The organism is Brevibacillus sp. FSL K6-6036 (assembly GCF_037964015.1).
Taxonomy (GTDB): Bacteria; Bacillota; Bacilli; order Brevibacillales; family Brevibacillaceae; genus Brevibacillus; species Brevibacillus borstelensis.
The window spans coordinates 4990088-5013447 of record NZ_CP150173.1 but is presented as its reverse complement, the minus strand read 5'-3'; the positions used below and the strand labels follow the sequence as shown (position 1 = coordinate 5013447).

Sequence of the window (23360 nt, the reverse complement as noted above, 5' to 3'; positions counted from 1 at the left end):
CTGTACGATTATGACTCACAATTTCTTTTGTTTACGAGTGTAAATGGGAATTATAAAGGGAAGCAGGGTGACCATATGGCCAATACGCCGAAAATATCGGAATCCGAGTGGGAAATCATGAAGATAATCTGGAAGGACAACCCGATAACGGCCGACCAAATTACTCTGCAGCTGCCGAAAGAGATCGAGTGGAGCGATCAGACAGTCCGCACATTTATAAATCGACTATTGAAGAAAAAAGCCATCGGGTTCGAGAAAGAAGGAAGAAGCTACAAATACTACCCTTTGGTATCGGAAAAAGAATGTATCCGAGCCGAAAGCCAGTCTTTTCTCAAAAGAGTGTTCGGCGGAGCAGCTCATCTCATGGTGAGCAACTTTCTGGAAGATGCCCATCTATCCGAAAAGGAGATTGAGCAGCTGCAGAAAATTTTGCTGGAGAAGCAGGATTCCAACAAAAGGACATAACCTTTTCCATCGCAGCCTCGCTATTTTCTTGTACACAAGCAAACCAGAAAGAAGCTGTACCGCACAAGTACAGCTTCTTTTTTGCAATTCGTTTTGATAGGAATTTGCTATCTTTTCTCCTATAATCCTTGGATTCACAGCCGCAATCGTGTACCTTAATAAAGGAGTTATTCATCGAGGCAACGATTATGTCCCCAGATACAGAGCAGTAGGGTCTAATAGTTTTCATCTAGTAGGAGTGTGAATCCATTGAGCTTATGGGAAGCGTTTGTCGCCCTGATCCTCGGACTGGTTGAGGGACTTACCGAGTTTGCGCCGGTCTCTTCTACCGGCCACATGATTATCGTCGACGATTTCTTGTTCCAGACCAAAGAACTGTATTCCCCGGAAGTCGCCAATACGTTTAAAATCGTGATCCAATTGGGGTCGATCCTCGCAGTCGTCGTTCTGATGTGGGACCGCTTCATGAACCTGCTCGGGCTCAAAAAGATGCCGGGCCAGTCCACCTCCGGACCGCGCCTGAATCTTTTGACCGTGCTGATCGGTCTCATTCCAGCCGGGATTTTTGGCGTTCTCTTTGACGATTACATCGATGAATACCTGTTCTCGACAAAGACGGTCGTCATCGGCCTCGTCATCGGTGCGCTGCTGATGATTGCGGCGGACTGGTTCCGTCCGGGCCGACCGAAAGTAGTGACAGTCGACCAAATCACCTATAAACAGGCGCTGATGGTCGGACTGATACAATGCTTGTCGCTGTGGCCGGGCTTTTCTCGCTCCGGGTCCACGATCTCTGGCGGTGTCCTTCTCGGGATGAGCCACCGGGCGGCTGCCGATTTTACGTTTATCATGGCAGTGCCGATCATGGCGGGAGCAAGCTTCCTGTCGCTTTTGAAAAGATGGGAATACATCACCTTCGATGCCGTTCCTTTTTTCATCGTCGGGTTTATCAGCGCGTTTGTCTTTGCGCTTATTTCGATCCGCTTCTTCCTGAAGCTGATCAACCGCGTCAAGCTGGTTCCGTTTGCGATTTACCGCTTGGTGCTCGCGGCTGTGATTTACTTTGTGTTCCTGTAAGACGGCTTGATTTAACAGCCATGTACAGATTGACACGTCTCCTTGCCGAATGGAGACGTGTTTTTTTATGTGAAAAAGCGAAAGGGTTTGATTCAGCATTGCTTTGTGATATAGTAGGTTACACCTTAATTATTTAGGTAATACCTTAATTTATTAACTGCCGGTTCATAACGGATATTCCAATAAGGAGCGATCAAGATGCTTGTATGGATGCTACGCAAAGTAATGGCGGAGAGAGGAATCTGGACAGGCGCAGCTTTGGCGAGGCTTTTGAAAGAAAAAGCGGGGTACAGTCTGTCGGCTGCCTCCATCAGCGCCTTGCTGACCGGTCAACCCAAACAGATGAAAGCGGACACGCTTGACGCATTGTGCACAGCTTTGGAATGCACACCAAGCGATTTATGGGTACATACACCACCCAAACAGAAAGAAGGCGCATAACGATGGCCAGCAAACAGATTTTGCCGTTCGGAGAACCGATTTTGCGGAAAAAGGCTAAGCCGGTCGATTCCGTTACTCCCGCTACGATCAAGCTTTTGGATGATATGGTGGAAACGTTGTACGCCACTGACGGCCGAGCCGGTCTGGCTGCGCCGCAGATCGGGATATTGCGAAGAGTGGTCGTCATGGACTGCGGCGATGGATTGATTGAACTGATCAATCCCGAGATCGTCTCCATGAGCGGAGAACAGCTCGGACCGGAAGCCTGTTTATCCTTCCCCGGCTATTGGGGATATGTGAAAAGGGCCAATCACGTAACAGTAAAGAGCCTGAACAGGCAGGGAGAGGAATTCACGCTTGAGGCCGAAGGGTATCTTGCCCGCTGTATCCAGCATGAAGTGGACCACTTGGATGGAATCCTGTTTGTAGACCATGTCCGGGACCAGTGGCTGTACCACGAGGCGACCAAGCGGAAGGTCGCTGTCATGGACGTGATTCGCTTGACCAATCAGGGAATGTAGCGGGGAGGTGAGACTGTCACGGGTACGGTACTGCTGTTTATTGCGATCATGTTGGTAGCCTCTGTCCTGCAAACGAGCACAGGCTTTGGCTTTTCGCTTATGGCGACACCGTTTCTGCTCCTTCTGTTTGAGCCAAAAGAAGCGGTTCAAATCAATCTGCTCTTGTCGCTTGTTATCTCCGTCGCGCTTATCACGAAGATAAAAAAGGACATTGATAAAGGAATCCTAAAAAGATTTGTGGTCGGCAGTGCGGTCGGACTGCCGATAGGGATCACCGTCTTTTTAACGGCAGACATCAGCATGCTGAAGCTTGGCATTGGCATCATCATCCTGCTTTTAACCGTCTTGTTGATTCTAAAACTTCGCATGGACCAGACCAAGGCGAGGGATTACGCCGTTGGAGGATTGTCGGGGATACTCACCACTAGCATAGGCATGCCTGGACCGCCGCTGCTTTTATACTTTTCCGGGACAGACACGCAAAAAGAAAAACTGAGGGGCACGACGTTAGCCTTCTATTTGTTCATCTATTCGATGAGCCTGCTCGTCCAAATCCTCTTTGCCGGAACGACAGACACGATCTGGATTTCCAGCGGTTATGCGCTGCCGCTCGTTTTTCTGGGACTATTTCTCGGCCAGATCTTGTTCAAGAGGATTAACCAGCAGCTCTTTCGTATTTTTACATATGTCATCTTGCTGTTCACCGGGGTTTATATGCTGCTGGAGGGCTTGAGCAGTATTGCGGCGAGCCACTGAGGAAATCGAGTCATAGAAGGGGAGAAGCGGTATGGACATGATTCAGAATCTGTTTTCGTTAAAAGGAAAGACAGCCCTGGTGACGGGGGCGCGGACGGGGATCGGCCAAGCCATCTCGGTAGGACTGGCATCTGCGGGGGCGCATGTGCTGCTGCTGGGCCATCGCGACAATCTCGATGAAACAAAAGCCAAGATCGACGAGGCGGGCGGCAGCTGCGAAACGGTGTTGGTTGATTTGGGCGAAGTGCCGCAGATTCGGGAAAAAATCAAGCCGGTGCTCGAAAAGCACAGTATCGACATCCTGGTCAACAACGCGGGTATTATTTACCGTGAACCGGCAGTCGATTACGACGAACAGGAATGGATGCGTGTCATCGATGTGAATCTGAACGCTGTGTTTATCCTCTCGCAGGAAATCGGCAGAGGGATGGTCGAGCGGGGATCGGGCAAGATCATCAATATCGCTTCTCTGCTTTCCTTTCAGGGCGGCGTATTTGTTCCGGCGTATACGGCGAGCAAGCACGCGGTAGCCGGTTTGACCAAATCCCTTGCCAATGAATGGGCAGGGTATGGCGTACAGGTGAACGCGATTGCCCCGGGCTATATCGAGACGAATAACACCGAAGCCATTCGAAATGACAACAAACGCCAGCAGTCCATTTTGGAGCGGATTCCGGCAGGACGATGGGGAAGGCCTGACGATATGGTCGGAGCGGCTTTGTTCCTGGCTTCGAAAGCATCCGACTATGTCAACGGTCATGTGCTCGTTGTCGATGGCGGCTGGATGGCCAGATAGAACGACAGAAGCAACGATTTCTGCCCTATGAAAAAACCAGACGGCCCGAACAGCAGGCCGTCTGGTTTTTTGTGGTCAATGGGAGAGTCTGATTTGCAATGGTTGATACCTAATAGCGATTCAATTCCTTCAGCGTTTCCTGCCCCAGGCCTCCGAGCTTCCACAGGGCGATCTTCTCATATCCGGCCTGACGCGCATCGTCGATCCACTGGGCCAGGGTGACATGGTCGGCATACCAGACCGTGTGCTTTACGTTGTTATCATCGGTGTAGTGGAAGTAGAGACTTCCGCTGCCGGCGTCGCGCCTGGGAGCCTCTTGGCTTAGCTGCGACAGCTCTGCTGCCTGTTCTTCTGTTACCGAAGCGACCTTGCCCGATTCCGCCCAGTCAAATCCTCCGGCAGCAAACGCGATGAAGGGTTCGCCGGGCAGCTTGTCCATCCTGCGGGCCAGATCGGCGATAAAGGCGTGATCGGCTTTCGGTCCGGGTCCGCTGTGATTGCCGAAAAGGTTGTATGCCATCATGACGTAGACGGGGCCTTCCGGCAGCTTGAGCTTATCGATAGGGGCCCGTGGCTCCAGCACGATTCGCAGCGATTTTTCCAAAGGGCGGAGTCTTTCATAAAGCTCTCTATAAAACGCGAGCACATGGTCCCAATCCTCGCTGCGGATATTTTCGTAATCGATCTCCACTCCGCGAACATCGTACTTGGTGACGGCAGCCAGGATGTTGTCGATATGCTTTTTGCGGCTCTGCTCTGTGGCCATCAGCCTGGTCACAAGCGCAGGGTCTTTTTGAACTGATGTGCCATCCCCTAAAATTACATCGTTTACGATGGTCAGGTCCACATACACCAGGCTGCTTTGCTTGGACGCCTCTACGATTTGCGGCAAGGCTTCGCGAAGCTCCTCGGTGAGGTGAAGGTTGTCCTTGTCGTCAAAGTACACGGCGAAGGCCTGCAAGCTGGTGAGGCCCTCTGTAATTTGTCTGAATTCGTCCAGGCCGTCCCCCCACTGCCAGTCGGCGAGCCAAGCCGATAGCTCCACATGAGGCTGGTTTGGGTCGGGCTTCTTTGAACCGGTACTTTTCATCACAAAGATGAGGACGGCCAAGAGGGCAATCATGAATACAGCGATGGCGATTGCATGCTTGCTTGTCAAATTCACTTGTGCTCCCCCTCGGCGCTCGTCCCCGCCTCTGCGAGATCAGAAAGTATCAATAGCCCAATCGATAGATGCGTTAATCGCTTTTTCAACATGGTGAACGACTCCTTGGAAACCGGTATGCTTGTTGCTGAACAAAACAGCCGGAGAGCTGTTTTCTTTCTCGAGGGAAACGATCTGCACGTCGTCGAACACGCCGTCGTAGATGTCGTCCTTTTTATTTTGCTTGCTGTATTCCGAAGCGAGCGCCACACCGCCGTTTCCGATGGCGCTGTCCACCTCCTGATTGTCCAGCAGCGTTTGCCCGTCGATGGCGAGCTTCCATTTGTTTTCTTGCACTACAATCTCAACGTCCCTGGTATGTTTGATGTTGACAGGGTATTTTCCTTCGTCGGATGGTGCGCCGGCGGCCGTTTGCTCTTTGGAGTAGACGGTAGCTTTGTCAAAGGACAGGTCTTCCGGTTTCCATTGGATTTCGCTCAATGGCTGGGTGAAAACCTGCTGGGCGGCTTGGCCCGGTTTTTTCTGCTCGACACGTACTTCGTTATTTTCAAATGTGACGCGGATAAACGAATCCTTCTCGCGGTCATAGCGAACGTAGAACATCTGCTTTCCGACCACATTCCCCGCGATCTTGGCGGTCAGCCCGACATTCTTGAGGCCGTTGCTGTCATGCAGGTAGAGCATGCCAGCTCCGGCAGGCGGTGAGGTAAGGGCAATCCGGTTGTCGATAAACTCAGCCGCGCCGCTGATTCGACGCCACTGGTCCGCATGCTGTTCGTCACCTGAGACAAATTTCATTTTCTGTCCGGTGTCCTTCTGAATTTTCATTAACAAATGATTCGTGTACCAATATGGTGCGGGCTGGACCCTCGTCAGGTCGTACAAGCTTCGTTCACTATCGTTGAATGCATTTCCTTCACGATTGAAATGCATCTTGAAAAGCTGCTTGATGTTTTCCGAGTTCGCATTGGACACGAGCGGATTCATTCCCTCGTACAGAACATTCGCATGCATGATCATGTAGACCTGCGGGACAAAACCGAGACTGCCCGTATAAATGTCTTTCATTGCCTTGTAGTCGTGATTGATCCGCTCCTCCATAACGGTGCGGTTTTCCACCGGGATCATGTTTTCGTCCCGGATGAAGTCCATCAAGTAGTGATTGTAATACTCGACATGTTCCTTGCTTACAAGTTCGGTCTCGTCTTTCATTCCGATGAACCGGCCCTGTTTGTCAAAAATGTTGATGTAGGTCAGCCGGTAGCCGTTCGTGCCCAGCTCCCAATAGCCGGTTTTCATCATCTTCAGCATGTCTTTGGGCTGGAGAAATTTATGATCGCTGTTGCCCATCTTGTTTGCGTAAGAAAGAAAGGTTGCCTTGTAATTGTACTTTTCGAGGAGCGGCTGGGCAAACAGGCTGGAATCGTTCCGTCCATCCTCAAAAGAGAGGAACAGCGCTTTCTCCGGCAACGGCTTCCCTTTTTCATAGAAGTCGAGAATATCCTGCTGCGAGATGGTGACATATCCCTGATCGTAGAGTGCCTTCAGGTGCTCGTCCAATTGCTTTTTGGCGACCAGTTTGGGCGTGCCCGACCGGCCGACGCCAAAGTAAGACAGGGCGATAAAACCGTCATGATTGCTCCATGCCGTCTTGTCCGGTTCGGCGTATTTTCGGACGTCAAACACTGTCTGGTAAAGTAAAATGGCTACCGCCAGCAGCAGGATGAGCTGCACGATCGTTTTCATCCTTTTCGCGCGATTTTTCTTGCGATAATCAAGGACTACGTTCTGTTTTCCTTGCGTCATTTCAGCTAGCCTCACTCTAAGAATCATGTGGCGATTGCATCAAAATGGCAACCAGATTCTCTTTTTATTCTTCTTACGCATTTCTTTTTTCAGTCTCGCTTCGACGTCCTGTGGCGTTTCCCGCGTGCCCCAAGTCGATTTCCAGAAGGTTACCCAGGCGACAGGCATTTGCCAGAGCAGCACAAATTCGTAATACAGGCAAAAGACAAATCCGAACACCCACAGCTTGCTCTTGCGGAACATCAGATGGGCAAGACTCATGAGCATCGCCATCAGCAGCAGCCCCATCAAAAATGTTCCCGGGAAGATCTGATAGACGAGAGGGACATATACCAGGTTGTACAGCACGACAATCGGAGCGGCGATCGGAACGATCAGGCCGATGTAAAAGAACAGCGCCATAAACGGTTCCTTTCGCCAAATGAACGTGGCCGCCCGAAGCGACTCGCGCAGCCAAGATCGCTTCCAACGCATCTGCTGCTTCAGAAAGACGTTCATTTTCGAGGGCACGATCGTCGAGCAGATGGCTGCGTCCTGATAGCCTGTCCGATGGGTTTTCAAGATGAAGTTCGTCATGCTTCGGTCATCGCCGAACGTAGCCGGCTGGCCGAGGAACTTCTGATTCAGCCACGCTTCGGCATGCTGGAGCACCAAATCCTTTCGGTAGCAGGACAGCGGGCCTGACAGGCAAGTGACACTGTCAAACCAGGACTCGGCTGCTTTGATGACACGAAAAGCAATGTAGTATCGGACACTTTGGAGTTTGGTGATGGAGTTGGTGAATTTGTTTTCGACATCTGTGCGGCCGGCGACACCGCCCATTTGCGGGTCCTGGAAGGGTTGTACAAGATGCTTGATCGCCGTAGGCTCAAGGAAGCTGTCGGAATCTACGAAAACGACCAAATCGTGCTTGGCCATCTCCACGCCTTTTACCAAGGCCTCCCGTTTGCCGCGGTTTTCGGGCAAAACAACCATTTTCAGCCGCTCGCGGGTCCCAAAACGTTCGGCCATGCTGTGAATCATATCAATTGCCTTTTGGATTTCCTCGACGGATCTGTCTGTTGAGCGGTCGTCGACGACGATGACCTCGAGCTTGTCGATCGGGTAATCCTGGTTCATACAGCTGATAATCGTCCGGCGGATCCACTCTTCCTCGTTGAAGCAGGGGATGATAATGGATACGCCTGGCGTATAGTCGGGATTGATGGGCACATCCCGGTAGAGCGCGCCGAATAGATAGCGGGTCAGCAAAAATACGGCCGCAGCAAGGCTGTACAAATACAAGAACATGTTGTATTTGAAGTAAATAAAGCTTTCCATGCGCATGAGCATGATGAAGGCCACTGTGACAAACAGCATGCTGCTGCCCATGTAAACGGAATACCCCCACCTTTTTTTCTGGAAGTACTCTGTCAGGGGCTTGGCAAATTGAAAGGCCACCATCCGCTTTTCGCGGTCTTCCTGCTGTTCGGTCTCTGACCTGACTGCTACGGCATCGATCTTGACTGTCGACTCAAAGCCCTCCGGCATCGTGCCCGCCGGTATTTCAAAACGCATTCTGACCGTATCGCCGACCTTTACGCTGTTGCCGGCGCCAGCATCCAGCTTCACCAGCAAGCCTGTAGCGGAGATGTCGACAGCCCGGGCTTTGACGATTGTTTTCCCGGCTTCGCTCCGAGCCTGGATCAACACGTCAAAATCGGCCAAATAGCGCAAGCCCAGCACCCGCAGCTTGTCCAAATAATCCTGGTCCCTGTTTTCGCCAGGCGAATCCGAGAGCCCCCTGCGATCGGCAGTGACGCGGATTTGATCCGGGTCCGGGACATTGTTGAGCGTCCGCCGGTCTGCTTTCGGAACAGAAAGTTTTTCAACGATTTCTTTTTTCTTTCTTATCATCACTGTTGCCGTCTCCAATCCTTTGTTTACAAGCTCCAGTAATAAAACCCGCTGTTTTCAAAGTCTGATCGATTGTATATGCCTTTTATGTCGACCATGATCTTCGGTCCTTGATCAGGAGCAAAAAGGTTTGCAAAATCACTGCTGTTCATATTTATGAAGTCGCTATGCGGTACCGCGACGATGATCATATTCAAGTCTGTGAGAGCAGACATGCTGGACAGCTCAATTCCGTATTCCTCGTAAACCTGCTCGGGGTTCGCCCACGGATCAACGACGAGCGGCGTGATGCCGTACTCGCTCAGCTCTTCGATCATATCGGTGACCTTGGTGTTGCGGATATCCGGGCAATCTTCCTTGTAGGTCAAGCCGAGCAGCCCGATTCTTGCATTTTTGATATCCAGCTTCATCCGAACCAGTATTTTGATGATCTGCTGGGCCACGTATGTCCCCATTCCATCGTTAATGTGCCGCGCCGCCAGAATGATTTTCGAATGATACCCGGTGTCCTCGGCCTTGTAGGTTAAATAGTACGGATCGATGCCGATGCAGTGTCCGCCCACCAGTCCGGGGGTAAACTTCAAAAAGTTCCATTTGGTAGCGGCAGCCTGCAGTACGGCTTTCGTATCGATGCCCATTTGGTTGAACAGCATGGACAGTTCGTTCATGAACGCAATGTTCACATCCCTTTGGGCGTTCTCGATTACTTTTGCGGCCTCGGCAACCTTGATGCTTTCGGCTTTGTACACCCCTGCTTCGATAATCAGCTCGTAGACCTTGGCGACCGTTTCGGCAGTTTCTTCATCGATTCCGGAGACGATCTTGACGATGTTTTCGAGCCGGTGGACCTTGTCTCCCGGGTTGATCCGCTCCGGGGAATACCCGACCTTGAAGTCTGTTCCGCAGCGCAATCCCGATTCGGCTTCCAGGATCGGAATGCACACGTCCTCCGTCACCCCCGGATAAACTGTCGATTCGAATACGACAATGGCGCCTCGCGAGAGCTTCTTCGCGATCAGGCGGCTGGCGCTTTTGACATAGGCGAGATCCGGGACATTGCCGCTCTTGATCGGAGTAGGGACCGCCACGATGAAGAAGCGTACCCCGTCCAGCTTGTCCGGGTCGGATGTGAAATCGACGCTGCAGCTGCGCAGGGCCGCATCTCCGATATCTCCGGTTACATCAATGCCCCGGCGATAGCTTTCAATTTTTTGCGTGTTAACATCGAATCCGATGACGTCTGCCCGTTTGGAAAAGGCGACCGCGATCGGCAAGCCGACGTAGCCGAGGCCGACGACAGCGAGTTTTCCTTGCCGGTCGGCGATTTCCTCATAAACTCTGAATGCTTCTTCCATTTCGTCCATCTCCATTATTTTGAATTCATGCCGATCATGTCCGCCATTTTGACAAAGGTATAGCCTTTTTTCTTCAGGCCTTCGATCGCGGTCGGCAGCGCCTCAATCGTATGGATGTCGTCCAGCATGTGCAGCAGGATGACGCTTCCGGGTTTTGTCTTGCTCATAATGCCGTTCACGATATCCTGCGCGCTGTTGTTTGCATCCCAGTCCAGCGTTGTGACGTCGTACATGGCGATGATGGGATAACCGGCCGAGGCCACCGCCTTGCCTGCCTGGTCGTTGATTTCTCCTGTCGGGGGGCGAAACAGCATGGTAGGCTGCTGCTGAATCGCTTCCGTAATGGCTTTATGGGCTTCCACGACCTCCTGCTGCAGCTTCTCCGGAGGGATATCGGTAATGACGGGATGGCTGTACGTGTGATTAGCCACATCGTGTCCGTCTTCCAGGATCGCTCTGGCCAGGTTCGGATTGTTCTTGACGCCGTTGGCCCGCAGGAAAAATGTTGCGGGAACCTGGTGCTCCTTCAAAATGTCCAATATTTTGGAGACAGTCTTGTCGCTTCCCCAATCATCGAAGGTCAGAGCCACCTGCTTTTTGTTTGTGTCGACGTTGTAAACGAGCTTGTATGCCGGATTTTTCGCATTCAGGTTGATTTGGGCTTTGTCATAACCGGGTATTTGCTCCAGCGGCTTCCTCTCTCCGCCATTTTTCATCAGTTCGTCAAGGGTAATCAGCTTGTAGTCGATTTCCTTCGCTGCTTTGGCGATGAGAGCAATGGCGGCAATCACTTCCGGATTTTTGTCTGTATTTAATGAAATAATGCCGCCCCGGGAAATGTACCGTTCCACATAGTGGCCAATCGCCTGGGCATCCTTCATGTCCCAATCCTTCGGGTTGATGTTGTATTGGATGACGGCATCCATGCCCAGGTGGGCAGCCGCCAGCCGAACATCGTCATTGTAATCGCCCGATTTTGTCCTTACGTAGCGAGGCTTTACGCCTGTTTCTTTCTGAATAACTTCATTGGCCAGGTGAATTTCCTTGTAGATTTGTTCGTAGCTGAGCTTGGTCAAATCCAATCGGTTCAATGTGTTATTCTCGATCTCATGGCCCCGGGCCAAAATGTCTCTGGCGATGTCCGGCTCCTCGGCCACCCTCATGCCAGGCAGAAAAAACGTGGCCTTGATTTGGAACTTGTCCAATTCATCCAGCAGGCGGCGCATCGTTTGGGAGTCGCCCATCCCGTTAAAGGTCAGGGCCAGCTCCTTTCTCGCTGTATACACATACGAAACGGCTCTGCTCTTTTCACCATGATAGGGAACAATTTTCTGATCGAGCGAGCCGGTCTCGGGACCACTTTCGACGGTATCGCTTGAAGTTGGCTGGCAACCCGACATCACTGTCAGTGCCGCTAGCAGAGCGAGTATGCCGGCAAACATTTTGCATCCCGCAAAAATGCGATGCTTTCCCATATTTGTACTCCTTTCGAGAGAGTTATTGTCTGTATGGGTTGGTAAATTTGGGCTGCTATAAGAGACAACGCCCCATTCTAACGAGCGGGTCTGTACAAATTCTAAACAACGGTTCTGCAGCAGATGACGCGACGATCGGCGAGAGTGCTTTATAATAAAGGGAATTGCTGAAAAGAGAGAGAATACAACAAGACATAGAAAGCTTGCTTGTTATAGAAAGAAAATCGGGATCGAGCCAAGGGTTGGACTCGGCTCCATCTTTTTGTATGAATAACCATGCCGCTAAGGACTTTCTTCTTCCGCCTGGAAGGCAGACCAAGATCTTCAGACAGAGGGCAACCAAGTGTTGACCTGAGGAATATAGAGCGTCGAATGAAGCAGCTCTACGGACGGGGAATGTCCAATCAAAGCGATCCACATAGGGGACTACCATAGAACTGCGCTTTCCTAAATGAGAGGAGAAGAATTAGAGTAGGAGGGGGAGTGGGGAACGTGAGAGTGTTGCTGATCGATGATGAACGGATGGCGCTCCGGTACTTGGAAAAATTGCTGCAAAATATAGAAGGCCTGCAGCTTGTAGGCAAGTTCCAAGACCCTCGGGAGGCTCTTGAAGTGATTCAAAAAAAAAGGCCAGACCTTGTGTTTCTGGATGTAGAGATGCCGGAGATGAACGGTATCGAGACGGCGGAGCAAATTCTTCTGCGCTCGCCTGAGACCGACATTGTTTTTGTAACTGCTTTTGGCGATTATGCCGTCAAAGCATTTGAATTGAATGCGCTCGATTATCTATTGAAGCCAGTCCAGAAAGAGCGATTGCAAAAAACGTTGATGAGGATACAAAAGGAGAAGGAGTCCAGGGATGACAATAGCCCGGCAACTGGCTCTACACAGTGTATCCGTTGTTTTCAGTCTCTTCAGGTAGAACTGTCGGAAAGTCGTGGTCCAGAAACCATCCGCTGGCGGACGAACAAGGCTCAGGAACTGTTTTCCTACTTTCTCCATCGCCGGGGCCAGCCAGTCCGCAAAGACCTGCTGCTGGATTTGTTCTGGGAAGAGGTGGATTGGAAGAAGGGGTATGCCCAGCTGTACACAACGGTATATCAAATACGGAAGACGTTGGATCAGCTCAGGATTGGCGTCAAGATTATAAACTGTGACGATGGTTATTTGTTAGAGATGAACAACGTCAGTCTCGACGTGGATGAATGGGAAAATGGCCTTCGCAGCCTGCCTCCGCTCACAGAAGAGAGCGTTGGCGATTATACGCGGCTGCTTGAGCTATACAGAGGAGACTACTTTGCAGAATACGACTACTTGTGGGCAGAAAGTGAACGCCAACGGCTCCGAATGGATTGGTATAATCTCGCCAGCCAGGTCGGAAACTTTCTCGTCGCGAATGGCGAATATTCCAAAGCAATCGTCCTCTATCTCCGGATTCAGCGGTTCTATCCCCATGTGGAGGAGCTGTACTTTTCATTGATGAAGCTCTACGATGTGCTGGGAGACCGTGAAGCGGTGGCAGGACAGTATAACAGTATGAGGGAGATGCTCCGGGAAGAATTTGAAGCGGAAGCGCCCCCGCATATAAAAGAATGGTATCAGCAATGGAAAAATCGAAAGTAAATGCATCGGCGAAAGCAAGCTGGGAAGGGGAGTGTGCCTTTCTCAGTTTTTTTTTGCCCTAGCCGGACTTGTTCAGAATTTGTTTAGGCCGGTTCTGTAGTATCCAGAATGGACTACAAAAGGAGCGGGCTTTTTTGTTTTGAAAATAGAAGAGGCGCGCAAATACGTATAGGAGAACCAGGTATGGAATGAAAAGTATCATGATTGTCGATGATATAGTGTTAATGAGGTTTATGATGTGGAATATATTTGAGTCGTTGGGCTTTGATGTAGTGGCGGAAGCGGCGACAGGTCAAGAAGCTGTGCAAAAGTACCGCATGTATCGGCCGTCGCTGGTGGTGATGGACATCTCCATGCCTGAGATGGATGGGCTGAGTGCGGTTAAAAAAATCATGGAGATCGACCGAAATGCCAAGATCATCATTTGTTCAGCATTAATGCAACGCGATATAGTCTTGGAAGCCATCCAGGCGGGAGCCCGGGATTTCATCGCAAAGCCGGTGCAGAGAGAACGAATGGAGTGGTCCGTCCGAAATGTGATGGGATTGTAAATTCAGATAGAGCTTCAGGAAGAATAGGAGAGAATCCCTCTAGCAATTTGAGGGATTCTTTTATATTGGAATTATATCCATTTTTGGTAGAAATAGGTTCAGAAATTGTTCAGAACGTTTTTTTATACTCAAATCTACGCGAAATTCGACTGTCCAAAATGCTGATCGCAAATTCGAATGTCGCGGCAAAGAATCTCAAGGTAGCAGGAGAGGAAAGGAGGGCAGTGTTATTGGATTGCCGGTTGCAAGGAAAGCCGTTGTGACTGTCTTGATTTGGCTGCTGCTGTGTGCAGGCATTGTTTTGGTTCTCTACCCTTACGTGGACAGGTGGATGCAGGAGAAGCAACAAACGCGGCTATTGAACGAATGGAAGCAGTATAAGAACCAGCTCGCGACCCAGACCGGATCGCCTCCCCCCATTTCCCAAGCTCCTGTCTCGGTTGAGAAACCGGGTGATGACGGGGTGCTTGGCATGATCAGCATTGACAAAATTGGTTTGGAAGAGCCGATCCTGCCGGGTTCCGAAGAAGAGCAGCTTCGGATTGGCATCGGCGTAGTGGAACCGGACCGGAAACCGGGAGAAGCGAACAACTATGTGCTTGCCGGTCACAGGAGCTGGACGTACGGGAAGCAGTTCAGTCGGCTGAATGAGCTTGCAGAGGGCGATATTATCCGTATCGAATCTGGCAATGGCAACTTCGAGTATTATGTCACCGACACTTTTCTCGTAAAACCGGAGGATATCCAGGTGCTTGACAATAGCCGGGGAAAATCGGAAATCACCTTGATCACTTGTGATCCTCCACGCAATCCGACTCATCGTTTGATTGTCAAAGGAACTTTGAGGAATGGAGGGAAATAGCAGTACATGAAGATTGGAAACAAGCTGCACCTGATTCTGTTGGCTTTTTTGCTTCTTGTGCAAATGACCCTGCCACATGCGGTTGTCCATGCAGAAACGGTGCGAGTATTGCAGGCGGAGACAGGTGACCCGGTAGTCGTGACAGCGGATGAGGATAGCCCTAAAATCCCGCCAGCGAACGGAGAGACACCAGAGACTCCGCCAGCGAACGGAGAAACGCCAGAGACTCCGCCAGCGAACGGAGAGACACCAGAGACTCCGCCAGCGAACGGAGAGACACCAGAGACTCCGCCAGCGAACGGAGAGACACCAGAGACTCCGCCGACGAACGGAGAAACGCCCGGTACCCCGCCAACAGGGGAACCTCTTCCGGGAACACCGCCAGTTACACCGACACCGCCACCAGTTACACCACCAGTCACACCAACCCCGGAGGAACTTGACGAACTGATTGTACTCGATCTTAAGGCCAGCAAGGATCATGTGAAGTCGGGAGAAACGTTTGAGTATACGATCAGATACAGCGTGTCCAGTACGTCAAAGCTTGAGTTTGAATCTCCGAAAATCGTATTTCCGCTGCCAGATGGCGTCGAGTTTGTCGATCTGGTCGATAGCGAAATTTCGGAGGGCAGCTTTGACAAAGACAAAAACACAGTAACCTTTACCTTTCTCGATGACCCGCTCCCGGCTGGTTCCACTGGCTCGCTGAAGGTCCAGGCCAGATATCCCAACTACAAAACGCCGGACGGGACGTCTACAACAGCGCAATGCACGTTTGAAACGACGGTTGATGCGGAACCGAAAGAATTGCCTTCCAACGAAGCTGTGGTTACTGCCGAAGCCAAAGCAGAGTGGGAGCTGACCAAAAAGAAGATAAGGCCCCTGCCTGATCCGCTGAAAGGCTCGGAAGTCGAGTATCAAATCGATTTCACTGAAAAAGGTTCGACTTCTACCGGCAGACTCGATATCAAGAACATTACGATCGTAGATACACTGCCGCCGGAGGCGGTGTATGACGACTCTGATCCCTCGGCCTCCTCTCCGAAAGGGGAGTACGATCCGGAAACGCACACCATAAGCTGGAAACTGGAGGATGACACCAGAGGGAAGAAGATCTTCAAAGTGAAGGTGAAATACCCGGAAGACCTTGACAAAGACACGGTGAAAAACACAGTAACTGCAAAGTTTACCCCGTTGGAGCAGGAAGAAGTCACCCTCGATGCCTTCGTCGAGCACAAATTCCACACAAATCCGGACGACTTCGGAGCTTCCATTCGCAAGCAGCCTTTTTGGTACAACAAGGAAGTATCCCCAAACCAAACCGTTTCTTTTACAATCGAAGGCTTTGAAAACAGGTCAAACAAGACCATACCAAAAGCGCTCATCACCGATATGACCCCGACAAAGGCCGGATCTTCGATACCTGGAACCGAGGATATCGATATCGAGTTTGTTCTTGAAGAACTGGAAACCGCCACCTTCTCCGGCATTGAAAAGTATGACATCTACTACACGGAGACAGAAAACCCAACAGACGCTGACTGGGTGCCTTTGAAGCAGGACATTTCGGCTTCCAAGTCGCAGAAGCTGGTAGTGAGCGACGTGGTGCCGGGCAAGGTCATCATGGGAATTCAATATCGTTTCGAAAACCTCCCCATCAATTTTGTTCAGGGAAAAGCATTCGTCCTGACCTACCGCGTACCAGAGAACCTTCCGCTAGCTGATGATGAGGCCAAAAAAATTACCAATACGGCTCTGTTGCAGTATGAATTCGAAGGCAAGCCAAGAGAGGAAACAAGTTCGGCCACTATTGACGTCGTCAAGCCCCGGCCGTTGGTGAACCTGGAAAAGAAGGCGAACCGAACCTCTTTGCAGCCTACAGAGGAAGTTGCATTCACCCTGACGATGCAAAACACCAAATACGGCAGCGCAAACCTGACTAACCCAAAGTTGACAGATATCTTGCCAGCCGATCTTGTATTTGACGAATGGAAAATGACCAAAGCTCCTGCGGGCCTCCCGGAACCATCGTTTCATGAGGATACTCAAGGTGACGGCACGAAGCAGCTCGTATGGCATTGGGAGAACAGCAGCTTGAAGCCTGGGGAAACGGTTGAGATCGTCCTGCGTACCCATGTCAAGGCGGGTGCAAAGCCGGGCGAGATTGAAAACAAGCTGCAGCTTACCTCGGATGACGATTATCTCAACGATGTCTCCTTTACGTACAAAAAATGTCCGGACTGCAAGCCGACAGACGGTATGTATGTTATCGAGCGGTCTGCGAAAGTCGCGGTCGTGGTCAGTGCTACCGTTCAATCGATCATGTGGATACGAGGCGAGCTGGATGGAGACTGGTCCCGCTATCCGGACAAAGGAAGGACAACGCCGGGCGGCACCGCCGACTACCGGTTGAAGATTTCCAATGTTGGAAATCAAACACTGCAAAATCTCGTCATGATCAACACATTGCCGAGAATTGGCGACACGGGAGTCGTCTCCACAAACGGCAAGCGGAAAAGCCAGTGGGGCCCTATTCTGATGGGGGAAGTCAGCGTTTCCGAACACATAACGGTGTACTATTCCACTACGCCCAATATCACGATGCACCCGGTAACGGGCGTTGATAACGGTCATTGGGAAGCAAGTCCGCCTTCTGACATTACAAAGGTGACAGCGCTGAAATTCGTCCTTGACCCGGGTATTTATCTTGAGCCTGAGGATGAACTGGAAATCCAGTGGCCGATGAGGGCGCCGGTCGGTGCACCTACGAACGGGGAAGTAGCCTGGAACTCCTTTGGATACATGGCGGAGACAAAAGCTGGAGAACCGCTTCTGCCTGCCGAGCCTCCCAAGGTCGGAATGACCATTTACGAGAGCAACAAAGCGGAAATCGGTGACTATGTATGGTCTGACAAAAATGAGAACGGCATTCAGGACGACGGCGAAGAGGGAATCAACGGAATTGTCGTGGAACTGTTGAACGCGCAAGGAACAACGCTGGAGAAGACGGTGACGGGCGACGATTTCAATGGAAATCCGGGTTATTACCTGTTCCCCAACCTGGAGCCGGGCTCATACATGGTCCGTTTTGGAAGCTCCCTCCATCATGAGAAGCTGACAGTGAAAAAGGCGGGCCAGGATGCGGCAAAGGATTCGGATGCCGATCCCGCTACCGGCAGAACCGACCTGATTACGCTGTCGGAGAACGAGAAGAACCACACCATTGACGCCGGCTATATTCCAAACAAAGGCGCGATCGGCGACTACGTCTGGCTCGATGCCAACGACAACGGAATACAGGATGACGACGAGTCCGGAGTCGATGGAGTTGTTGTCGAGCTGTATAGCGGTGAAAACAGTCCGCCAATCAAGACGACAACAAGAACCAAGGACGGCAAGCCAGGGTATTACCTGTTTGATCAGCTGCCGCCAGGCGACTACAAGGTAAAGGTAATCGCTCCGTCCATCGCCTATGGCTTTGGCAAGCAGGAGCAGGGCTCCGACCGTGGAAAAGATTCCGACGTGGACAGAGAAGGCTGGTCAAAAGTGATCAAGCTGGGCCAAGGCGAGCTGAACCTGACGATTGACGCCGGATTGGTTAAACTGCCGCCAGCCGCTTTGGGTGACTATGTATGGGTCGACAGCAACCGAAACGGCCTTCAGGATGCTGGTGAAGCGGGCCTGGACGGTATGACCGTCGAGCTCTACAACAGTAAAAACGAACGGGTAGCGACGACGAAGACACAAACCAAGGACGGCAAAAAGGGCTACTATCTGTTCGATTCACTGGATGCGGGCACGTACAAAGTCCGGTTTGTTCCGCTTTCAGCGTATGTGTTCACGACAACCGGCGCGGGCTCCGACAGGGCTGCCGATTCCAACGCAAAATCGACGGGCTGGACCGATGAGATTACTCTTCAGCCGGGCGAGACCAACCTGACGATTGATGCGGGAGTCTATTCGGCTCCGGTAGGTCCTGTACTGAAGGCAAAGCTGGGTGATACAGTATGGATCGACGAGAACAAAAACGGTCTTCAGGACGAAGCCGAAAGCGGTCTTGACGGTGTAAACGTCCAGCTCTTTGACGAAACGGCGTCACTGATCGCGACCACGGAAACGGCGACAGTCAACGGGAAAGCCGGCTACTATGAGTTTAACCAGTTGACGGGCGGTACCTATCTGATTCGCTTCCTTCTTCCTGACGGGTACGAGTTTACCTTGACGGAGGAGGGCGAAGACTGGAGCAAAGATTCAAACGCAAACGAAGAAGGCTGGACCAAGCCGATCATCCTCGGAGCCGGAGAGACGAATCTGACCATTGATGCCGGAGTCTACGCGTCCACTGGCAACAGCGGAAAAGCGAAACTGGGCGATACGGTCTGGATCGACAAAAATAAAAACGGCCTTCAGGATGAGGATGAGCCCGGTATAAACGGCGTCAAGGTCGAGCTGTATGATGACAACGGAAAACAGCTTGATCATACGGTGACAGCAACCGTCAACGACAAAAAGGGGTATTACGAGTTTGCCCGTCTGGATGCGGGTACCTACCAGGTCCGTTTTATCTTGCCGGAAGGATACTCCTTTACCGAAAGGCTAGTCGGTTCTGACGAAAATATTGACTCAGATCCTGACAAGGACGGCTGGACCAAGCGGATCAAGCTGGAGCAGGAAGAGGAAAATCTGAGCATCGATGCAGGTCTGGTGTCTAAACCAGACAAACCGGAGAAGCCGGAAAAACCGGAGAAACCGGAGAAACCTGAGAAACCGGATAGGCCGGATAAACCAGATAAGCCAGATAAGCCAGATAAGCCAGATAAGCCAGATAAACCGGATACCCCGGATAACCCAGGAACCCCTGATAATCCAGGCAGTCCGGGCAATCCAAGTAATCCAGGCAATCCGAGCAACCCTGGCACTCCGGTACAACCGGGTACGGGCAATCCCGGTGGAGGAAACGTCACTCCGACTCCGGGCACGGGCCAACCTGGCGCTGCAACACCAAACACTCCGCCAACCGAAAATCTGGAAACCATTGACCCTGACGATATCCCGGCAGGGGCAGGGTCCCTGGAGCCAGACAACCAAGCTCCTCCTGCATCCGAGGACGGAACACCGGGCAAGACTCTTCCCCAAACAGGCGAGTCGATGTCGTACTTGCCGTTTATAGGAGTTGCCTTCTTCCTGATAGCAGGGGTCTTGTACCGGTTGCGACAAAAAATCTAAACGGTGCAGTTGCATCTCCGAATGCGACAGGCAACAAATGAAGCAAGGCTAGCCGCGGCACAGAATGCCGCTGGCTAGCCTTTTTCTCATTATCAGGGGGAGGACAGATTCCTACTTTTTAACGGAAAAAGTAATGGCGGTGCCCTGACCAGGAATGCTCTCGATATGCAGACCTTTCCCGTAGATCTGTTTCAATCGCCGGTTCGTATTGATGAGTCCAATGCCCCGGGGTTTCTCCAAGGTACCCTCGAGGACGTTTTTCAGCGTGTAGTCATCCATGCCTACGCCGTCATCGACTACAGAAATTTCCACATACTCCTTGCAATTGGTCACACGTATGTGGATTTTTCCTCCTCTTGCCCGTTTCATGAGGCCATGTCTGATCGCATTTTCGACGAGAGGCTGGATGGAAAGAGGCGGAATTTGCACCTCGATGTGGTCGTCCACTTCCCAGACGACGTCCAGCCTGTCGTCATGCCGCTGCTTTTCGATGAACAGGTACGAGCGGACAAAGGCAAGCTCATGCTCAATCGGCACCAGCTTCTTGGAATTGTTGAAATCAAAGCTGGCCCGCAAATATTTACCAAGCTCCTCAAGCAGGGCTGTCATTCGGGCTGAATCGATATCGCTGAGTGCGGCAATGGTGTTCAAGGTATTAAATAAAAAGTGAGGTTGAATCTGTGCCTGGAGCCATGCAGCTTCCAGACGCAGTCGTTCGCCGACGGAGTTTTTCAGCTCGGTCAAGGCCCGTACCCGGGATCTCAATTCCATCGCATCGACCGGTTTTGTGACATAATCGTTGGCGCCGGAGTGGAAGCCCGCTTCTATATCCTCGGGGCGATTGCGTGCGGTCAAAAGCAGGATGGGCAGCTCAGAAATGGAAAACCGCTCACGAATTGCCGCCGTCAACTCATACCCCGACATCTGCGGCATCATCACGTCCGTAATAACCAGGTCCCACTCGTTTTCGCTCAAAATGGCCAGCGCTTCCTTTCCGCTCGAAGCGGTGACGATTTCGTAGTGATCCAACGACAAAATGTTTACGAGTACGTTGACGTTTACCGGATCATCGTCGACGGCCAGGATGCGTGCTCCTTCCGTTGCCGGGACGTCCGCTTTTGGCTTCGCCGCGACCGCGGGCAGCTCGGAAACGGATACGGCAGTTTCCAGACGGGTAACCGAATCGGATGAGGCCAGAACGGAAACATTGCCAGATGGAAGACGAGATGGATCAGTAAGCGGCAGGCTGAAGGTAAAAGTAGTGCCCTTTCCAGGCGTCGAGCTTACCTCAATGGTGCCGCCATGCAGCTCAACCAATTGCTTGCATATGCTCAGGCCCAATCCGAACCCGCCGCCTTCCATCCCGGCGCTTCCCTGTTCGTAAGGCTGGAAAATCCTTAGCTGTGTCTCTTTGTCCATCCCGACTCCGGTATCGGAGACCATGATAAAGACTTTCCCCGCTTTTGCCTGTGCTTTGACGACGATGTCTCCTTCGGGCGTATATTTCACCGCATTGTGAAGCAGATTGAACAAAATCTGGATCAGGCGGTGTTCGTCGGCCATGACGCCGGGCAGGTTGTCGGGGATCTGATTGACGAGCCGCACAGGTTTTCCTTCCGTAAGAAAACGAATCATATCCAGCACGCCCGAGGCAACGGTTTGCACTTGCACGTTTGCTACCTGAAGCTGAATCCGCCCCTCCTTGAGACGATTCAAATCAATCAGGTCATTGAGCATCAGGGACATTCGTCTGCCGACGGAAATGAGCAGCTTCATGTTTTCCCTGCTGTTGTTGTCAGAAATGCTTCCGCTATCAAGTACCGACTGTGCAATCGACAAAATGCCGTGCAGCGGATTTCGCAGTTCATGCGAGGTGTTCACCAGGAAGTCGTCCTTCAGCTTGTCTGTCTTTTTCAGCTTCTCGGCAAGCAAGGCCGTCTGGGTGGAAGCCCTGAAATAGCGCCGGAACCAGTAGGAGGCGAGAGCGATGACCGTTGCGATCATATCAAGCGGGTAATAACCCATCTCCATCGAGCTGTTGCCTTTGATAATCCCCCATAGCATGTTGAGCATGATGCTGATGGCGCCGAGACACAAGAAAACGACATCCGGGTCATCCTTCAAGGTCTTTTGGAAAAAGAGCCCGGGGATGATCAAAAAAGGAAAGAGGACGACAAGCACCTTAAAGAGATTGATGGCAGGGTACAGGGCAGACGTCGACAAATTCAGGATCAAACTGATGCAAGCAGCGACGAGGTACCAACGGGAAGCTCGAAAGACCACAAAATCCGGAAAGAGGTGCCTGACATATTGAAAGAGAAACACGGAAGCCCCCAGAAAGGAAATGGAGACCAGCTTCCGGTGCCATTCGTATTCGAGCGGCATCCATTGCAGGAGGAGCCGATCATCATCCAGCACAATCGTGAAAATGGCCGACATCATCAACAAAGCAAAATAGATGAGCGACTTTTGCCGTACCCCGAGAAAAAAGAAGATCAAGGCATAAATAATGTGCAGGCTCAAAATCAGGATGACAACGACTTGGGTTCCGACGGAAAATTCCACGGCCCGATTCACCGCTTGCTGGGACCCGAACTTGACGGGGTCCACCATTCCCGCGGAAACGCCGTTGTAGTAATTGGCGGCGTGAATGACGATGTCTAACTCCCCGCTGTCCGCCGTAAAAACAGCAGAATAAGGGACACTGATCGCTTTGGTTTGTTCAGCGTTTACATCCGGATAGCCGGCTTGCCCCATCAGACGGCCGTTTACGTACAGTTCAGAGGCGGAGACGATGCGGTGGACACGTATTTCGTACGGTTGATGGCGGTCAGGATTCACCAGTACGCGCAAGCGATATGTACCGTACCCGAATGATGAGTTCTTTTCGGAAGTAAGATAAGATTTCCAGTGGCCGGGTACTTGAACGATTTTCTTGGATGTCTCCGTTTGCCCTTGCAAACCTGTATCCGTGCCTGAGTGCCTTGCGAGAAACTGACTGGGATAAAACTCCCACTCGCCCTTCAAAGAAATCGGACGCTCAGACGCAAAGTCCCAATCACGCAAGTCCAGTACGCCCTGGACAGCGCGTGGCTGATCCGGAGGGAAGTTCAGGTACATCCATAAAATCCGGATACTTGTCAAAGTCAGTATAAAGATAATAGCAATTAGGAAAAGTTTTCTTTTCGTCATAGTTTCAATAATTCTATTTAGGCGATACAATCCCTTTTATTCAGGGGGGGAATAAAATGCCTTTCGAGCATTGGCGGGCGCAAAATGGACATGGATCCCTCACAAACATTGTTCAAGAGACAGAGAATTGATTATGATGGGGGAAGGATTCTC

Annotated in this window: 16 protein-coding genes; 10 read left to right on the top strand and 6 right to left on the bottom strand. The window is 51.4% G+C overall.

All coding sequences use genetic code 11. The features are described from left to right. Positions 1-75 precede the first annotated feature (75 nt). From NST37_RS24380 to kduD, 6 genes are all read left to right on the top strand, one after another. Entirely contained in the window at positions 76-465 is a 390-nt protein-coding gene (locus tag NST37_RS24380) for a BlaI/MecI/CopY family transcriptional regulator (protein ID WP_003388735.1), read from the top strand. A gap of 249 nt (positions 466-714) precedes the next feature. Then, a complete protein-coding gene (locus NST37_RS24375) occupies positions 715-1542 on the top strand; it encodes an undecaprenyl-diphosphate phosphatase (RefSeq protein WP_024983682.1) in 828 nt (275 codons plus the stop codon). Positions 1543-1740: 198 nt separating this feature from the next. After that, a complete protein-coding gene (locus NST37_RS24370) occupies positions 1741-1983 on the top strand; it encodes a helix-turn-helix transcriptional regulator (protein ID WP_003388733.1) in 243 nt (80 codons plus the stop codon). 2 nt (positions 1984-1985) lie between these two features. Then, a complete protein-coding gene (def, locus tag NST37_RS24365) occupies positions 1986-2504 on the top strand; it encodes a peptide deformylase (protein ID WP_227277648.1) in 519 nt (172 codons plus the stop codon). Between the two features lie 48 nt (positions 2505-2552). Next, positions 2553-3260, top strand: coding sequence for a sulfite exporter TauE/SafE family protein (locus NST37_RS24360; RefSeq protein ID WP_024983684.1), 708 nt, complete (start codon positions 2553-2555; stop codon positions 3258-3260). 31 nt (positions 3261-3291) lie between these two features. Further along, a complete protein-coding gene (gene kduD, locus NST37_RS24355) occupies positions 3292-4056 on the top strand; it encodes a 2-dehydro-3-deoxy-D-gluconate 5-dehydrogenase KduD (RefSeq protein ID WP_031932474.1) in 765 nt (254 codons plus the stop codon). Between the two features lie 109 nt (positions 4057-4165). On the opposite strand, the gene NST37_RS24350 is transcribed toward kduD, so the two are convergent. The 5 genes from NST37_RS24350 to NST37_RS24330 are packed head-to-tail and all read right to left on the bottom strand — an operon-like array spanning position 4166 to position 11753. Beyond that, the gene (locus tag NST37_RS24350) at positions 4166-5221 is read right to left on the bottom strand and encodes a glycosyl hydrolase family 18 protein (RefSeq protein ID WP_031932475.1); all 1056 of its coding nucleotides are present in this window, start codon (positions 5219-5221) and stop codon (positions 4166-4168) included. 39 nt (positions 5222-5260) lie between these two features. Beyond that, positions 5261-7027, bottom strand: coding sequence for a polysaccharide deacetylase family protein (locus NST37_RS24345; protein ID WP_031932476.1), 1767 nt, complete (start codon positions 7025-7027; stop codon positions 5261-5263). 39 nt (positions 7028-7066) lie between these two features. Further along, positions 7067-8923, bottom strand: coding sequence for a glycosyltransferase (locus NST37_RS24340; RefSeq protein ID WP_003388727.1), 1857 nt, complete (start codon positions 8921-8923; stop codon positions 7067-7069). A 26-nt stretch (positions 8924-8949) separates the two neighbouring features. Then, positions 8950-10278, bottom strand: a complete 1329-nt coding sequence (locus NST37_RS24335; RefSeq protein WP_039070766.1) for a nucleotide sugar dehydrogenase — start codon at positions 10276-10278, stop codon at positions 8950-8952. A 14-nt stretch (positions 10279-10292) separates the two neighbouring features. Beyond that, on the bottom strand, positions 10293-11753 hold the full coding sequence (locus NST37_RS24330) for a polysaccharide deacetylase family protein (RefSeq protein ID WP_024983689.1): 1461 nt from the start codon (positions 11751-11753) through the stop codon (positions 10293-10295). 492 nt (positions 11754-12245) lie between these two features. Here NST37_RS24330 and NST37_RS24325 point away from each other — a divergent pair, with 492 nt between their 5' ends. From NST37_RS24325 to NST37_RS24310, 4 genes are all read left to right on the top strand, one after another. Further along, entirely contained in the window at positions 12246-13376 is a 1131-nt protein-coding gene (locus NST37_RS24325; protein ID WP_031932477.1) for a response regulator, read from the top strand. Between the two features lie 188 nt (positions 13377-13564). After that, the gene (locus tag NST37_RS24320) at positions 13565-13927 is read left to right on the top strand and encodes a response regulator (protein WP_003388720.1); all 363 of its coding nucleotides are present in this window, start codon (positions 13565-13567) and stop codon (positions 13925-13927) included. A gap of 259 nt (positions 13928-14186) precedes the next feature. After that, entirely contained in the window at positions 14187-14789 is a 603-nt protein-coding gene (locus NST37_RS24315) for a class D sortase (protein WP_339185975.1), read from the top strand. Positions 14790-14795: 6 nt separating this feature from the next. Next, a complete protein-coding gene (locus tag NST37_RS24310) occupies positions 14796-20015 on the top strand; it encodes an SdrD B-like domain-containing protein (protein ID WP_339185973.1) in 5220 nt (1739 codons plus the stop codon). A gap of 111 nt (positions 20016-20126) precedes the next feature. Here NST37_RS24310 and NST37_RS24305 read toward each other — a convergent pair whose 3' ends face one another. After that, positions 20127-23135, bottom strand: a complete 3009-nt coding sequence (locus NST37_RS24305; RefSeq protein ID WP_339185971.1) for an ATP-binding protein — start codon at positions 23133-23135, stop codon at positions 20127-20129. Positions 23136-23360 lie beyond the last annotated feature (225 nt).

Bases quoted from the DNA above. Each gene is read 5' to 3' on its own strand.
- NST37_RS24340 (WP_003388727.1), bottom strand. From the start codon at position 8,923: ATGATAAGAAAGAAAAAAGAAATCGTTGAAAAACTTTCTGTTCCGAAA.
- NST37_RS24360 (WP_024983684.1), top strand. From the start codon at position 2,553: ATGTTGGTAGCCTCTGTCCTGCAAACGAGCACAGGCTTTGGCTTTTCG.
- NST37_RS24305 (WP_339185971.1), bottom strand. From the start codon at position 23,135: ATGTACCTGAACTTCCCTCCGGATCAGCCACGCGCTGTCCAGGGCGTA.
- NST37_RS24380 (WP_003388735.1), top strand. From the start codon at position 76: ATGGCCAATACGCCGAAAATATCGGAATCCGAGTGGGAAATCATGAAG.
- NST37_RS24330 (WP_024983689.1), bottom strand. From the start codon at position 11,753: ATGGGAAAGCATCGCATTTTTGCGGGATGCAAAATGTTTGCCGGCATA.
- NST37_RS24335 (WP_039070766.1), bottom strand. From the start codon at position 10,278: ATGGAAGAAGCATTCAGAGTTTATGAGGAAATCGCCGACCGGCAAGGA.
- kduD (WP_031932474.1), top strand. From the start codon at position 3,292: ATGGACATGATTCAGAATCTGTTTTCGTTAAAAGGAAAGACAGCCCTG.
- NST37_RS24320 (WP_003388720.1), top strand. From the start codon at position 13,565: ATGAAAAGTATCATGATTGTCGATGATATAGTGTTAATGAGGTTTATG.
- NST37_RS24310 (WP_339185973.1), top strand. From the start codon at position 14,796: ATGAAGATTGGAAACAAGCTGCACCTGATTCTGTTGGCTTTTTTGCTT.
- NST37_RS24345 (WP_031932476.1), bottom strand. From the start codon at position 7,027: ATGACGCAAGGAAAACAGAACGTAGTCCTTGATTATCGCAAGAAAAAT.
- NST37_RS24370 (WP_003388733.1), top strand. From the start codon at position 1,741: ATGCTTGTATGGATGCTACGCAAAGTAATGGCGGAGAGAGGAATCTGG.
- def (WP_227277648.1), top strand. From the start codon at position 1,986: ATGGCCAGCAAACAGATTTTGCCGTTCGGAGAACCGATTTTGCGGAAA.